We start from the raw sequence: 14,842 nt of genomic DNA on the forward strand, positions 1-14,842 counted from the left end.
TGTTCACACCGTCGCCGGTGTATGACACGGTCCATGTGTAGACAGGCGGAACGGAGGCTCCACCCGAGGTACCCGCTGGCCCCTGCGGTCCTTGAGCCCCCGCGGGACCCGTGTCGCCCTTTGGTCCTTGCACTCCAGCGGGACCGGGCTGGCCAGCGGGCCCCTGAGGGCCGACCTGGCTCTCAATCGACTGGAGCAGAGCCTCCAGCGCCGCGGGCCTGAACCGGTCAAGCTTCAGGTCACCCCTGGCGATGTCCTGATTCTTGATCGAGCCGTCCTTGATGTCCCTGCCCGTCATCAATCGGTCAGCAGCGGCGCCAGCGCCACCAGCCGCAATCAGGGCGAGCGCAAGAACAGACGTAGCGGCAGTCGTGCGCGCAGCGGGACGCACCATAAAAGTCTCCTTCGGTAGTGCGAGTCACCGGAGACTAGCCGCGCTGGCCGACGCGAGTCGGTCAATCGAGGTGCGACTTACTGCGGGCGCGGCACCCCACCGGGCTACTCGCCGGTGGGTCTGACCGTCCAGCCGTCCCCGGCGGCGGCCTGGCGCGGTGTCACGACGAGGAGGATGCGTGTCGCATCGAACATCGAACATCTGTTCGATGATCGCCTTGGGACGGTACAATTGTCCCTGCCGACGGGCCGTGTGAGATGAGTCGCAGGAATGTGTGGCGAGCGCTACCCTGCCCGAGTTAGGTGGAAAGATGAAGGGGTGACATGACTTCCGCTTCTGGTTTGTCCTACGGCGCGATCCGCAGTTATGCGGAGCGCATCGGTGAGCACCACCAGATCTACGACGGCTCTGGAAGTGCCGACATCGAGGCCTTGGTCGAGGACCTTGGAGGGACAATCGAGGTCGCGCACGAAGACGAATCCCTTCACGTCGTCGATGAGGGCGACTTCGTTATCTACGTCCCGCCCACCACCTCTTCTCGCCGAGACCGGTTCACGGTGGCCCATGAACTTGGGCACTACTTCTTGCACTACCTGTACCTCGAGAAGAAGGGCCGTGCCACGTTTGGCCGGGGCGGCAGGAGTCGGTCCGAGACTGAGGCTAACGTCTTCGCGTCATCGTTACTCATGCCGGAGGATCCATTTCGGGATGCGCACGCGGAACTCGGGGCTGACGTTAACGCCCTCGCCCGGCGCTTCGACGTCTCCCCTGCAGCAGCGGACGTTCGGTGTCAGGTTCTTGGACTGGAGCGGTGAGCGGCAAGAAACGCTCCGAGCTCTTTCTAGCTTGTGACCTGGTGGGCTCAACGAGCTATAAGCAGGAGCGTGGACCTGGATGGCAGGAGGCCTTCCTCGCCTTCTATCGACAGTTCCCCCAAAAAGTGGCTGACGTTAAGGGCGAACATGGCGTTCAGGTCGATTTCGATCTCTGGAAGCCAATTGGCGATGAGCTCATCTTCACTGTCAGCGTTCGACACGAACATGACATCTACCACGCGGTACGCGTATGGCTAGAAGCAATGAAGCGCTACGAGGTGACCCTCGCAAAAGACACGTCGATGAGCACCAAGGGTGGTGCGTTCGTCGCGACCTTCCCAGGCCCGGACAGCGAGTCCTCGATCCCTCGAGATCCCGACTCCGAGACATCAGATCGGCACCCCGTTCTGCTCAACGACGACGCCCTCAAAGGGCAGCGCAAACACAGCAGGTACTTGTATGACTTCTTCGGCCCGAGCATCGATACCGGATTCCGGGTCACCTCCGAATGCACACCGCGATATTTCACGATATCGGTAGAAGTAGCGTGGGCGCTGTTGCTGGCGAGCCGCGACGAGAGCGAGATGCTGCTCGACGACCTCACGTTCCTGAAGCCTCGCGAACTCAAGGGCGTCTGGAAGGGCCGTGACTACCCCCTCTTTGCGATCGACCGCAGACACGACGACCCAGTGAATCAGTCGATCAAGAAGTTGGTCGACGGTGACTTGAACCGCGAGCACGCAGAGAAGATGTGTCGCGAATGCGTCACATCGTCAGGGTGGGTGTCTGCGATCTATCTACCTGACTCAGGCGTTGAAGCAGTGCGAATGGAGCCTGCTGACAGCCTCGCCGATGCACGTGCTCACGCGATGGAACTAACCGGAGCTGAAACTGTGCTCAAGGATGATCACGACCCCGGCAAGGAACTCCCTGAGTCGGCACCACTCGGCATGGAGCATCGATCTTCAGGTGGCGGAGAGCCCGCGTCCTCTTGATCCGCGCTCGACCCGAAACGGATCACCTCTGCTGGCCGGCCCACCGAGCGTTACCTCGGTAGACGATCTCAGCGCTTCCTCGCTATCACCTTGTCAAGTGCCTTCACGCCAGCCGGCGAGAGCGTGGCGACCATCCCGCCGTAGGTGTTGTTCGTCGTCTCGAGCGACTCGTGGCCGATGATCCGCTGCACCTCGTGCATTGGGATCCCGGCGTCGGTCATGTTCGCGACGGCCATGTGTCGCAGCCAGTGGGGTGTCGGTCGACGGTCGGGGTCGACGTCGAGACCGGCTGCCTTGATCAGCCCGGGCCAGGTGCTGCGGAGGAAGGTGTTCTGGTTCCAGTGGTTGCCGAGCTTGTTGGTGAACACGAACCGGTCGGCCGGGCCTAGCGCCGCGAGACGACGGCGGAGCATCTCGGCGGTCTCGGTCGGGACGCGCGTGCGTCGGAACGCAGCCCACGACTTGGCGGCGTCGCGGACCAGGACCTGCTTGTTCTCGACGAGCCTGAACACCTGGGTCACGTCGACCCACACGTGCTTGCCGTCGTCTTCGACCGCCTCGGGCGGGAGCGCGGTCGCCTCTGAGAACCGCCATCCGAGGCTGCCGAGGAAGAGCACCAGGTCGGCGAGATCGGGGTTCGCCTTCTCGTTCTCGGCGGTGCTGATCAGCCGGCGCCACTCGGCGGTGGTGGTGCCCTTCACGCGCTTGCGGGTGCGGCGCGGGAGCTCGGTCTCTCGGCACGGGTTGTGCGAAACGAAGCCGCGGGAACGGGCCTTGCCGAACTTGAAGATCGAGTGCAGCAGCATGTGCCGGTCGGCGACCGACTTCGGCGCCAGGTCGGATCCGCGCGGCGAGGCCATGTGGTCGACCCAGCGCTGCACGTCGGCCTCGTCGATGGTCTCGGCCTCGCGGTGGCCGAACCACGGCTCGATGTAGTTGCGGTAGTCACGGCGGTACTCAGCCATCGTGCGCTCGGTGACGTCGCGGGCCTTCCAGTCGAAGAACCTGGAGGCGATCTCAGCGACGGTGGGGGACGCCGGTCGGGCGTCGCCGGCCGCGGCCTTGATCGCGCGGTCCGGGCCGAGCAGGTCGACCAGCGTGGCGAACGCCTCCGCGTCCTTACGGGTGCCGAACGACTTCGAGGTCTGCTTCGTCCCGTGCCGATAGAGGACGGCGAACGACTTCTCGCCAGAGGCGTAGGTGCGCTCTCGAATGCTCGCCACGACGGCGATTCTGCCCGGAATTGTTGACTGGATGTTGACGGGAAGAAATGAACGCGGCCCCTGACCCGCATTTTCGCAGGTCAGGGGCCACATTTTCGGGCACCCCCAACGGGATTCGAACCCGTGCTACCGCCGTGAAAGGGCGACGTCCTAGGCCGCTAGACGATGGGGGCTAGGGCATCGGCCAGCCTAATGCACCGGTGACGCCGGCCGGCGTCGGGGACGGCTGCCGCTTCGTCGACCGGGAGGTCTGGCATGTATGCTTCCCAGCGCTTGGGCAGGTAGCTCAGTTGGTACGAGCGTCCGCCTGAAAAGTGGAAGGTCGGCGGTTCGACCCCGCCCCTGCCCACAAGCACCGCAGGTCCACGACCTGCGTGACGACCCCCTCCGGCTTCCGGTGGGGGTCGTCCTCATTCGCCGACCGATCACGCTTCCATCACGGTGCGTCGCAGGCGGGGTTGAACGACCGCCGGGCTCCGCATACTTGCCACCGTGACCATCTCGGAGCCCATCGACGAGCCGAGCGGTGCCTCCGCAGCGCGTCCGCGGCTCGCCTGGCCCGACGTCGCGAAGGGCGCCTGCATCCTGCTCGTGGTGCTGCACCACGTCGTGACCAAGGAGTTCACGGCCCTGGTCTCCGAGCCGCTCGCGCCGGTCGGCGATGTGTGGAGCAGCATCACCTGGCTCCTCAAGCCGGTGCGGATGCCCCTCTTCTTCGTCGTCAGCGGCTTCTTCATGGCCACCGCGCTTCGCCGGCCCTGGCCCTGGGCCCGTGCGCGCATGCAGTCGGGCTACTACCTCTACGTCGTGTGGCTGACGGTCATGATCGGCGTCTATGCCTGGGAGACACGGCTGCCCGCGAACCGGATCGAGTCCCCCGCAGACTTCGTCGGCGAACTCCTCTGGGCGGCCTCGAGCCTCTGGTTCCTCTACGCACTCGTGCTCTACCACCTCCTCGCCCGTCTCACCGCCCGCTTCGACCCCCGGGTCGTCGTCGCCGTCGCGGCCGGGGTGTCGATGGCGGTCTCGGCCCTGCCGCTCGACGAGACCAACCGCGTGGCCGTGCTCGCGAACGCCGTGTTCTACCTCGCCGGCGCGCTGTTCCCGCACCTGGTCAGTCGGATCGCGGCGATGCGGCCGGCGCTCGGGCGTCTCCTGGTGACCTACCTCGCCGTGGCCGCGATGGCGACGATGGGCCCATTGCCGCGCAGCGTCGGCATGTTCCTGGCCAGTTGCGTCGGCATCCCCCTCGGCATCGCGCTCGCCGTCCGAGCCGCCGACACCGATCTCGGGCGCGGCCTGGCCTGGCTCGGACGGCGCACCTTGCGCGTGTACGTGCTTCATCTGATCGTGCTCGCCGCGTTTGTGCAGATCCCCCACCAGCTCTGGGTCGGACACCGCTGGTCGCCCTGGGTGGCACTCGCCTACCCCGTCGCGCTGACGGTGCTCATCGTGCTGGCCTGCTTCGGCCTGCACCACCTGCTGCAGCGGATCGGTGCCGGCTTCCTCTTCACCGCACCGGCGTGGACCACGCGCACCTGGACGCCGACCCGGCGCACCACCGCGCCTCTGCTCACCTCACGCGACACCACCTGGCCCTCCCGCAGCGTGCGGGACGACGGACCGGACCGTCGCCTGCGGTAGGCGTCTGGCTGACCGGGTGTCGAGACGCTCGCCGGTGGCGATGCGGCCGGGTCGGCCTCGGGCCCTCCGCTGACCGATCACCGACCAGCGGAGCGGGGTGGTCACGCAGTGCGATCCCCGCGTGACCGAACGGGCGAGGACGTCGTCACGGGTCCGAACACGCTCAGAACCGGGCCGCCGTCGCCGAAGAACACGTATCACCGACGGCGCATTCTCCGCGCCGCAGCGCACCCACCGACCGCTGTTCACCGAGGAGGTGTCCCGATGTCGATCTCCCTGCGCCGATCCGAACCGCCCTGCTCCCCCCGCCGGATCTTCGTGCTCAGCGGCGGCGCCGCCCGGGGCGCTGTCGAGGTCGGCATGATGCAGACGCTCATCGAGGCCGGCGTCGTTCCCGACGCCCTGGTCGGGACGTCGGTCGGCGCGCTCAACGCCGCCTTCGTCGGTTTCCGACCCGACGCCGCGCGCGTGCGCGAGCTCGCCGAACGCTGGGTGCGGCTCTCGGGCCGCGAGATCTTCCCCGACGGTCCGCTGCGGATGGCCGGGCACCTGCTGCGCGGGCACCCCTACCTCTGCGACCCCGGACCGCTGGGACGCCTCATCGAAGGCTGGGTGCCCGAGCCACGTCTCGAGAGGCTCGCGGTACCGGTGCGCGTCGTCACGACCCCGCTCGGGAGCGCGACGGCCAGCTATCACGACTCCGGCGACCTGGTGTCCCTGCTGCTGGCTTCGGCTGCCGTGCCCGGGGTCTTCCCCGCCGTGTCGTTGGCCGACGCCGAGGGCGCCTCGGTGCCACACGTCGACGGCGGCGTCGCCGACCTGGTCCCCGTCGCCGGGGCCCGCGACCTGGTTCCCCTCGTCGGGTCGTCCGGTTCGATGCGCGCCGCGGAGATCTACGTGCTCGACGCGACCGTGCCTGCTCGCGTTCCCCGTGCGCGCACGCCGATCGAGATCGTGGTCGCGAGCCTCGGCGTCGCGACCCGCGTGCGCCCGATGCCCGACCTCGGGCCGTCCGTGGTCGTCCACCACCTGACGACGTCCGATCTCGGCACCCGCATGCGCGACTTCAGCCGCACCGCCGAGCACCTCGCCCTGGGCCGCCGTGCCGCGGCCGACCTCCTCGACCACACCTCCACCTCGCCCGCCCGCGCCACCGATCGTGGGTGGTTAAGACGGTTGGGTCGTGCTGCCTGAACCTGGCTGCGGGTTCTGCCCGTCCTGTGCAGGTTTCACCGGTCGACCGGTGAAACCTGTGGCCGGCCGGTGCGGGTTTCCCCGGTCAGCAGGCAGAACCTGTGCTTGACGGGTGAAGGTCTGCCCATCACCTGGCAGTTCTGCCCGCCCGGTCCTGCCCGCCCGGTCCTGCCCGCCCGGTCCTGCCCGCCCGGCCCACCGACCCGGGTCAGCAACGACTACCGACTGGCCAGCAACGCCGACAGCAGGACGGCGGGCGCGGAGTAGGGGATGCCCACCTCGTTGGTGACGTAGTCGCGGCCGGAGTCGCGGTACCCGACGGCCGCGGTGTCGAAGAGACCCGGCGCGTACGGATTGCCCGGCAGCGCGTTCGCGGTGATGTCCGCGACCGGTGCCGGGCCGCCGACCAGCGCGCCGACCGGCGCGGCTCCACCGCGGGTGATCTGCGCCCAGTGGTAGGGCCGCTGGACTCCGAAGCCGGCTTGCCAACGCCGACCCCACGGGTTCGCACCGAGCAACCAGCCCACGCCGCGCACCGCCATCGCCTCGCCCGGGCCCGCGCCGGCGCGACCGCCGAGGAGCGCCGTCAGCGAGCCGGCCGCCACTCCGCGCGTCGTACCCCAGGAGTAAGGCGCGGGACGCCCGAACGCGTTGAGCCGGGCCTTGTACTCGACGTCGGCGGCGCCGAGGCGCAGCAGCTCGCACGCCCGGTCGCGGACGACGGCACGCACCGCGAGCGGGCCGCCGAGCACGCCGCACAGTCGGGCGAGCGGCATCGCGGCCATCTCGAACCCGTCGGCGAGCACCTCCCAGCCCTGGACCGTTCCGCCCGGCCCGCCGTCGGTCAGGGTGGCCTCGAGATCCACCAGTGCCTGGTCGAACTGCGACGTCACGCCGGCGGCAGCGCCGAGCTCGACGCGCGCCATCGCGACGTCGTCGCGCCAGCTCGTCTGCCCGTAGAAGTCGTTGCGCCAGGGCCGTCCGAGGGCCAGCGCCTGCACGAGCCACGCGCGCGCCGCCCTGATCAGGACGGCGCGCCGGTCGCCGCCGGCCCGTTGCGCGGCGATCGCGAGCGCGGCCGATGCCGCCGCCGCGACGTCGGCGCCACCAGTCGCGGGCGTGAGCACCGACGACGGACGGTTGCGCAGCGCCGGGGTCGACGAAGCGTCGTCCCGCACGGGATCGCGGAAGCCGCTGTTGTGATCGACGTCCGCATTGCCCACCTGGGAGACGAACACGTCGCGCCGCGGGTGCGCCTTGAGCAGCCACCGCACGCCGATGTCGGCGATCTTCCGCAGCGAGGAGGCACCGGCCGGGTAGCTCCGGGCGGCCAGCTGGAGCATCGAGGTGGCATAGGCGATCGTGACCGTGAACTTGAGCTGGTCGCCGGAGTCCATCCAGCCGCCCGCGACATCGACCCGCGTACCGCGGCGCGGCCCGTTGGCGATCGCCGAATGCGCATCGCGCAGGTGGCTCGGACGATGGAAGGTCGACTCCCGCCCGTCGGCATTGACGTTGTAGATACTCAGCAGACTGCTCAGCACGCCCGCGTAGGGCTCCTGCGCCACCGTCACCGTCGCCTCGACCGCATTCCCGGCACGCACCCGGTAGGTGCCGGGGGTGACCAACGCCGAGAAGTCTGCGAGCGCCATCCGGGCCCAGCCCTCGGTGTCGACCGCTTCGCCGTCCAGGCCGCTCGGCACCGCGCTCAAGGTTCCCGCAAGGACCGGGGTGCCGGTGCCGTCGACCACGGTGAAGCCGGAGCCGACCAGGTCGACGGACGAGCCGACGACGGCGACCTTCGGGTCGCGCACCGCCACCCACTGCGGTGCCCGGACGACGTCGGGATGCTGCGCGCCCGCGCTGGAGGGAGGCGAGACCTCCGCCGAGGAGACGGCGGGCACGCCCGCCATCACCGCCGCCGTCGCTCCCGCGATCGCTGCGGTGAACCCGTGTGCGCGTGCCATCTGCGTCTCCATCCGCCGTCTCGTGGATAGTACGGACGTCTTCGAAGGAGTCCGGACCCTCAGCGGGGTCAGATCGCGGCGAAAGCCTCCGTACTGCCCTCGGCCGACCGACCGAGAATCGGCCCATCGGGACCTCTAAGGTCGAGGCGTGAGCGAGGAGGGCAAGGGCGGGCCGCTGTTCCCGGTGTTCGCCCCCGTCGCACGGCTCCGCCCCGTCGACGTCGTCCAGCCCGGCACCTCGGTGCCGCGCGCACCGTTCATCGCGGCAGCCCAGCCGATCGACGGCGACGGCGCCGAGGTCGCCCTGACGGCCGACACGACCCGGATCTCCGCCACCTGGGACGAGGGTCGCGTCGCGCTCGGCGTCGACCTCGACGGCGTCGCCACGCAGCACCGCAGCCGTCGTCACGGACGCAGCAGGCACGCCGTCGAGCTGGCGCTGTCCTTGACCGGACCTGTCGCCACCGCGTGGGTGCGCGAGGGCCGCGACTGGAGAGCGCGTGCCCAGGTCGACCTCGCCGACGAGGCGGTGCTGGCGGGGAGGACGGCCCCACCCGTGCATGACGCGGACTGGCTGGCCGACGTGGTGGCGCACGGCCCGTCGTGGGGTGCGTTCGGCCAGCTCGGGCTGCGCGACGCCCGCGTCGTGACCGAGGTCGACGGGTCCTCCTACCGCGAGCCGGGCGCCTCGGAGCAGGTGCTGTTCACCGCCACCAGCGCCGGTCCGGGCGGCTTCCGCACCGGGCACACCTCGGTGTGGTCGCTCGACCCGGCCACGTTGGCGTTGGAGCACCGCGGCGACCTGTTCGTCCGTCGTCCCGGCGCCGACGGACGGCCCGGTGTCTACGGCGACCACGCCACCCACCTGGTGCGCGACGGCGGACGTTGGCTGGTCGCGACCAGCACCTGGGGCGACTTCGACCGTCGGCGTCATCCACAGGTCGACGTCGTCCTGGCCGAGACCGACGCCGACCTGATGCGCGGCACGCACGTGCTCGACGCCGTCCCGCTGCCCCTGCCCACCGGCCCGGGGCAGGTCGTGGGCGTGTGGGACCCGCACCTGGTGCGCGACGGCGAGCGATGGCTGGTCGCGTTCGTCGGCGCCTCCCGGTTCTTCCGGTTCCACCCGATGCTCGCCGAGGGGCCCGCGCTGGACCGACTCTCCTTCCGCGCCGCCGCGACCGGGCGACACGCGACGGAGGGGCCGACCCTGATCCGCGCCGACGGCGCATGGTGGTTGCTGGCCTCCGACGGCCGCGACAATCCCCGGGAGCACCGCGAGCGCTACCCCGTCTTCGACCTCGACCTCGTCGAACGGGGTCGGCTCGGAGCGCACTATCCGACGAACATCCCGTGGCCCACGCTCGCCCCCTACGGTGGCGGCGCCGAGGCCTCGGCACTACTCCTCGGCTTCGACGGCGAACCGGCGGGAGGGGCGCTGCTGCCCTATGGGAGCCACGGCTCGTTGGTCGTGCAGCGCCCGGTTCCGGAGTCCATGCTGCGCCGGACCCGCGCGCTCGTACTCTGACGCGTCGATGACCCGCTCGTCTCGCTCCGCCCCGCCGTCCGGGTCGACCGGCTGGGCCTGCCGGCGCCGTCGTCGTCCCCCCGACGGTGCAGATGGAGCCCTCCGGCCGTCGGCGCACCACAATGGTGGGATCCCCGACGTACGAGCACGACACGACGACGCACCCCGGTGCGACGGACAGGCGGCAGGATGACCACGATCGACCCGGCCGGGATGGCCGCGCGCATCGTCGACGCCACCCCCGACGGTCTGTGGGTGATGGATCTCGACGGCAACACCCTCTATGCCAACGAACGCCTGGCCGAGATCCTGCGTCGGCCGCTCGACGAGATCTACGCGATGAACGGGGCCCTCGTCGCGGACGAGCAGGGCGCCTCCGACTTCGCCGAGCATCTGGCACTGATGCGCGGCGGACACCCGGGTGGACACAACGACGACGTCCTGGTGGTGCTGCCGAACGGCGAACGGGTCTGGACCCTGTGCAGCTGGCTCCCGCTGCGCGACGAGGACGACCACGTCCTCGGCTATCTGCACCGCCTCACCGAGCACACCGAGCGCCGCGCTCTCCACGAGGCGCTCCGCGACCGTGAGCACCAGTTGATCCAGGCGCAGACGATCGCGCACATCGGCAGCTGGTGGTGGGAGGTCGGGAACGACGTCGTCTGGTGGTCCGACGAGCTGTACCGAATCTACGGGTTGTCGGCCGGAGAGTTCGAGCCCACCTACGAGGGCTTCCTCGCCTGCGTGCACCCCGACGACCGGGCGCTGGTCCACGCCAGCGTGGAACAGGCCTTCATCGAGGGACCCGACCTCGCCTGGGAGGCACGCATCGTGCGGCCCAACGGCGACGTGCGCTGGGTGCGTGGCCTGGGCCTGGTGGAGTGCGACGAGAGCGGCGCACCCGCCAGGATCAGCGGGACCGCGCAGGACATCACCGACACCCGGCTCGCAGCCGACGCCGCCGATGCCGCGAACCGACGACTCTCCTTGCTCCAGCAACTGGCCGACGACGCCAACAGGTCGGAGTCGATCAGCGACGCCATCATGCGCTCTGCGGCCTCCTTCACCGCGTCGGGCGAATGGCTGCCGCTCGCGGTGTGGGTGCGGCAGAGCGACGACTCCCTGACTCCGCTGGCGATGCCCGAGCCGGCGGCCCGGGTCATGCCGACGCCCCATCGGGGTGCGGCCGAGTCCGCCTGGAGGTCCCGCGAACCCAGGATCGACGATGCCGAGGACCTGCCCGGCACGATGATCGCCACGCTGCCGGTGCGCAACGACACCGGCACGGTCTGTGTCATCCAGGCGTTCGCACCGAGACGACCACTCACCGAGGCCGAGTGGAGTCTGATCCGCCAGGTCGGCGCCCACCTGGGCCGCGTCGCCGAGCGCGACCGCGCACGGACCCAGCTCGCCGAGGCCCGCGACGAGGCGATGGCCGCCTCGCAGCACAAGTCGGAGTTCCTGGCCACGATGAGCCACGAGATCCGTACGCCGCTCAACGGCGTGATCGGACTGACCGACCTCCTACTGCGGACCGGCCTCGACGAGCGGCAGCAGCGACTCGGCACCGAGCTGCGCGCGGCCGGACTGATGTTGCTCGGACTGATCAACGACATCCTCGACCTGTCCAAGATCGAGTCCGGTCGACTCGACCTCGAGGCCACCACGTTCGATCTGCGCAGCGTGCTCGACGACACCATCACCGTGATCGCCGGTACCGCGGCGGAGAAGGGCATCGAGCTCGTCATCGACTGCGACGAGTCGGTGCCACCGGCCGTCGTCGGCGATCCGGTGCGCGTGGCACAGGTGCTGACCAACCTGGCCTCGAACGCCGTCAAGTTCACCGACGTCGGCGAGGTCGTGATCGTGCTCAGCGTCGACGCCCGCTCGACCACCGCGGCGGCCGCGAGCGATGAGCTGGCATCCGATCCCGAGGACGACGCCACCAAGCCGTGGATCGTGGTGCGCGGCGAGGTGCGCGACACCGGCGTCGGCATCGCCGCGGACCAGGTCGAGCGACTCTTCGACGCCTTCACCCAGGCCGATCGCTCCACCACGCGGGAGCACGGCGGCACGGGCCTCGGCCTCGCGATCAGCCGCCGTCTCGTGGAGGCCATGGACGGCGAGATCGGTGTCCGCACCGCGCCCGGCGCCGGAAGCGCGTTCTGGTTCACGGTGCGTCTGGGCGTGCCGAGCTCCGACGCGGCCGCGGCGGTCGCCAGCCGCTCGACGCGGGGACGGCTCGACACACGCCGGGTGCTGGTCGTCGATGACAACGCGACGGCGGCCGGCTATCTGGCTCGCCAGTTGACCGGCTGGTCACTGACCGTCGACACCGCGTCCAGCGGTGCGGCTGCGCTGCTCGCGATCGCGGCGGGCATCGCCGCAGGAACGCCGTACGACGTCGCGATCATCGATCGCGACCTGCCCGACATCGACGGTCTGAGGCTCGCCGCCCAGGTCCGCGCACTCCCGGGTGCCGACGGACTGGACCTGCTGCTGCTCGCCGACACAGCGGTGATCGCGCCGTCGGAGTCGCGGCAGGCGACCTTCCGAGCGCAGCTGAGCAAGCCCGTGCGTCCCTCGGCGCTCTACGACGCCCTGGCACGACGCGAGCCGTCGGCACGACCCGGCGCGGGTGACCGCAGCGTCCGCGCTCTGCCCACCGCGCTCGGCCTCGACGTCCTGATCGTGGAGGACAACCCCGTCAACCAGATGGTCGCGACCGGGCTGCTGGAGACGATGGGCTGCCGCGTCGGGATCGCCGCCGACGGGATGGAGGCCGTCGAGGCGCTCGCCGGCGGGCACGGCTACGACCTGGTCCTGATGGACTGCCGGATGCCGCGTCTGGACGGCTACGACGCCACCCGCGCCATCCGGGCACAGGAGGACTCCGGACGCGTCCCGATCATCGCGATGACCGCCTCGGCGCTCCCCGGCGAGCGCGATCGCTGCCTCGCGGCCGGCATGGACGACTTCCTCACCAAGCCGGTGGAACCCGCCGCGCTCGCGCAGGTGCTCAAGCGATGGGGCGCCGGACGCCCGATCGACGATGGCTGGGTACCCGTCGTCGACCCCACCGCGGGCCCCATCGAGGCCGAGATCGCGGTCCCGGTGCTCGACGACGAGCGGATCGAGATGCTGTCGGAGCTGGTCAAGGACGGCGTGAACTTCTTCGAGCGGACGCGGATGTCGTTCCTCTCCCGAGTCGACAGCTCACTGGCCCGCCTCAGCATCTCCATCGCCGACGGCGACCTCGAGCACGCGCGTACCCACGCCCACGCACTCAAGGGGAGCTGCACCAACATCGGACTGATGCGAGCCGGCGGAGCCGCCGCGGCGATCGAGACCGCGGCCGAGGAGGGCCGCGGTGCCGAGCTCGCGACGCTCCTGGACCTGCTGCGCGCCGAGATGGACGCCGGCGTGCGAGCGCTGGCGAGCGTCGTCCGCCCGACCTGACCAGGGGTGGTCGAACTCGTCGAGACCCCCGACACCGGTGGTCGAGCTCGTCGAGACCCTCACTCGGTCTCGAGACGGTCCTCGTTCCTCGGACCTCCTCGACCACCGTCGAGGAAGCCCCGCCGATCAGTCGCGCGCGCGCTCGGCGTAGTCGGACCACTCGTCGTGGTCGTCGACCGCCGAGTCCTGCTCGGCGCTTTCCCCGGGGTCACCATGGAGCTCCCGGGCAAGGGCTCCGAAGTCGGTCTCATGCGAGCGATACTTCAACTCGCGGGCGACTTTGGTCTGCTTGGCTTTCGCTCGGCCGCGGCCCATAGGGTCCAGCCCCCTCGCACACTTGGCCGGGCTCGTGGCGGGCCCGGGCTTTCTCGACAGGATCTCGTGGGCGTAACGCTACCTGCTGCCCGGGTGTTCCGGCACCTCGGTTCGCGTAGTGACCGCCACATTCGTCGAATCCGGTACGGGGCGAACGCGTGCACCAGCGCCTCGGGGCGCCTCCACGCGCTCCGTCGTCGGCCGAGAGTCGCGCGGGTGGACTACCAGCCGGGGTGCTGCCCGGTCAGGCGCACGGTGCCGACCTGCTCGGGATCGACGTCGACCTCGCCGGCGACCCACGCCGTGATCCCGAATCCCTCGAGCAGCGACAGAGCGGCGTCCACCGACTCCGGCGCACTCAGGGCGACCATGCCGACGCCGCAGTTGAGCGTCGCCTCGAGGTCGGGCTGGGAGATCGAGCCGACCTGACGGACGAGGTCGAAGATCGGCTGCGGGGTCCAGGTGCCGCGCTCGATCGTCGCACGAAGCTCGACCGGCATCACCCGCTGCAAGTTGGCAGCCAACCCGCCGCCGGTGACGTGCGACATCGCGTGCACCTCGGTCTGGGCAGCCAGCGCGAGACAGGCCTTGGCGTAGATCCGGGTCGGCTCCAGCAGCTCCTCGCCCACGGTGCGACCGAGCTCGTCGACGTGGCGGTCCAGCTCCCAACCGGCCCGACCGTCGGTTCCGTTGAGCAGCACATGACGGACGAGCGAATAGCCGTTGGAGTGCAGACCCGAGGCCTTCATCGCGATGACGGCGTCACCTGGCCGCACCCGTCCGGGGCCGAGCAGGTCGTCGGCCTCGACGACACCCGTGGTCGCGCCGGCGACGTCGTACTCGTCGGGAGCGAGCAGGCCCGGGTGCTCAGCCGTCTCGCCGCCGATCAGAGCGCAACCGGCCTCGGCGCACGCCTCGGCGATGCCCTTGACGATGGCGGCGATGCGCTCGGGGACGACGCGGCCGGTGGCGATGTAGTCGGTCATGAAGAGCGGCTCGGCGCCGCAGACGACCAGGTCGTCGACGACCATGCCGACGAGGTCGAACCCGATCGTGTCGTGCACGTCCATCCGCTGAGCGATCGCGACCTTGGTGCCGACGCCGTCGGTGGAGGTGGCGAGCAGGGGACGGCGGTACTTGGTCAGCGCGGACGCGTCGAAGAGACCGGCGAAGCCACCGAGACCGCCGACCATCTCGGGGCGACGAGCCTTCTCGACCCAGGCCTTCATCAACTCGATGGCCTTGTCGGCCGCCTCGATGTCGACGCCGGCCGCGGCGTAGGCGTTCTCGGTGGTCATGGTTCTCCTA

Annotated in this window: 10 protein-coding genes and 2 tRNA genes; 7 read left to right on the plus strand and 5 right to left on the minus strand. The window is 69.9% G+C overall.

Going from position 1 to position 14,842, the window contains the following annotated elements:
• Positions 1-735 precede the first annotated feature (735 nt).
• Positions 736-1,209 carry an ImmA/IrrE family metallo-endopeptidase gene (locus KSO97_RS04370; protein WP_232676736.1) on the plus strand — a complete coding sequence of 158 codons (474 nt, stop codon included), beginning with the start codon at positions 736-738 and terminating at the stop codon, positions 1,207-1,209.
• On the plus strand, positions 1,206-2,204 hold the full coding sequence (locus KSO97_RS04375; protein ID WP_232676738.1) for a hypothetical protein: 999 nt from the start codon (positions 1,206-1,208) through the stop codon (positions 2,202-2,204). The genes KSO97_RS04370 and KSO97_RS04375 overlap by 4 nt, the downstream gene beginning before the upstream one ends.
• Before the next feature lie 68 nt (positions 2,205-2,272).
• On the opposite strand, the gene KSO97_RS04380 is transcribed toward KSO97_RS04375, so the two are convergent.
• Together KSO97_RS04380 and KSO97_RS04385 are read right to left on the minus strand one after the other, a co-directional pair.
• The gene (locus tag KSO97_RS04380; RefSeq protein ID WP_232676739.1) at positions 2,273-3,427 is read right to left on the minus strand and encodes a tyrosine-type recombinase/integrase; all 1,155 of its coding nucleotides are present in this window, start codon (positions 3,425-3,427) and stop codon (positions 2,273-2,275) included.
• Between the two features lie 100 nt (positions 3,428-3,527).
• A tRNA-Glu gene (locus KSO97_RS04385) sits at positions 3,528-3,600 on the minus strand.
• A gap of 102 nt (positions 3,601-3,702) precedes the next feature.
• Here KSO97_RS04385 and KSO97_RS04390 point away from each other — a divergent pair.
• The 3 genes from KSO97_RS04390 (at position 3,703) to KSO97_RS04400 (ending at position 6,265) form a co-directional block, all read left to right on the plus strand.
• Positions 3,703-3,776, plus strand: a tRNA-Phe gene (locus KSO97_RS04390).
• 143 nt (positions 3,777-3,919) lie between these two features.
• Positions 3,920-5,071: an acyltransferase family protein gene (locus KSO97_RS04395; protein WP_232676740.1), complete on the plus strand. Its 1,152-nt coding sequence runs from the start codon at positions 3,920-3,922 to the stop codon at positions 5,069-5,071.
• 264 nt (positions 5,072-5,335) lie between these two features.
• A complete protein-coding gene (locus KSO97_RS04400) occupies positions 5,336-6,265 on the plus strand; it encodes a patatin-like phospholipase family protein (protein WP_232676741.1) in 930 nt (309 codons plus the stop codon).
• Positions 6,266-6,483: 218 nt separating this feature from the next.
• On the opposite strand, the gene KSO97_RS04405 is transcribed toward KSO97_RS04400, so the two are convergent.
• Positions 6,484-8,232 (minus strand): glycoside hydrolase family 9 protein, encoded by a 1,749-nt coding sequence (locus KSO97_RS04405; RefSeq protein WP_232676742.1) that lies wholly within the window; start codon positions 8,230-8,232, stop codon positions 6,484-6,486.
• Between the two features lie 148 nt (positions 8,233-8,380).
• Between KSO97_RS04405 and KSO97_RS04410 the strand changes: the two genes are divergently transcribed.
• Complete coding sequence (locus KSO97_RS04410) at positions 8,381-9,760, plus strand: hypothetical protein (protein WP_232676743.1); 1,380 nt, start codon at positions 8,381-8,383, stop codon at positions 9,758-9,760.
• Between the two features lie 189 nt (positions 9,761-9,949).
• Positions 9,950-13,219 carry a response regulator gene (locus tag KSO97_RS04415; RefSeq protein WP_232676745.1) on the plus strand — a complete coding sequence of 1,090 codons (3,270 nt, stop codon included), beginning with the start codon at positions 9,950-9,952 and terminating at the stop codon, positions 13,217-13,219.
• 126 nt (positions 13,220-13,345) lie between these two features.
• On the opposite strand, the gene KSO97_RS04420 is transcribed toward KSO97_RS04415, so the two are convergent.
• Together KSO97_RS04420 and purM are read right to left on the minus strand one after the other, a co-directional pair.
• Complete coding sequence (locus tag KSO97_RS04420; protein ID WP_232676746.1) at positions 13,346-13,534, minus strand: DUF3073 domain-containing protein; 189 nt, start codon at positions 13,532-13,534, stop codon at positions 13,346-13,348.
• A 221-nt stretch (positions 13,535-13,755) separates the two neighbouring features.
• Entirely contained in the window at positions 13,756-14,832 is a 1,077-nt protein-coding gene (gene purM, locus KSO97_RS04425) for a phosphoribosylformylglycinamidine cyclo-ligase (protein WP_232676747.1), read from the minus strand.
• Between the last annotated feature and the right edge of the window lie 10 nt (positions 14,833-14,842).

Origin of the sequence: Nocardioides sp. R-C-SC26 (assembly GCF_021246465.1) — a bacterium.
Classification (GTDB): Bacteria; Actinomycetota; Actinomycetes; order Propionibacteriales; family Nocardioidaceae; genus Nocardioides.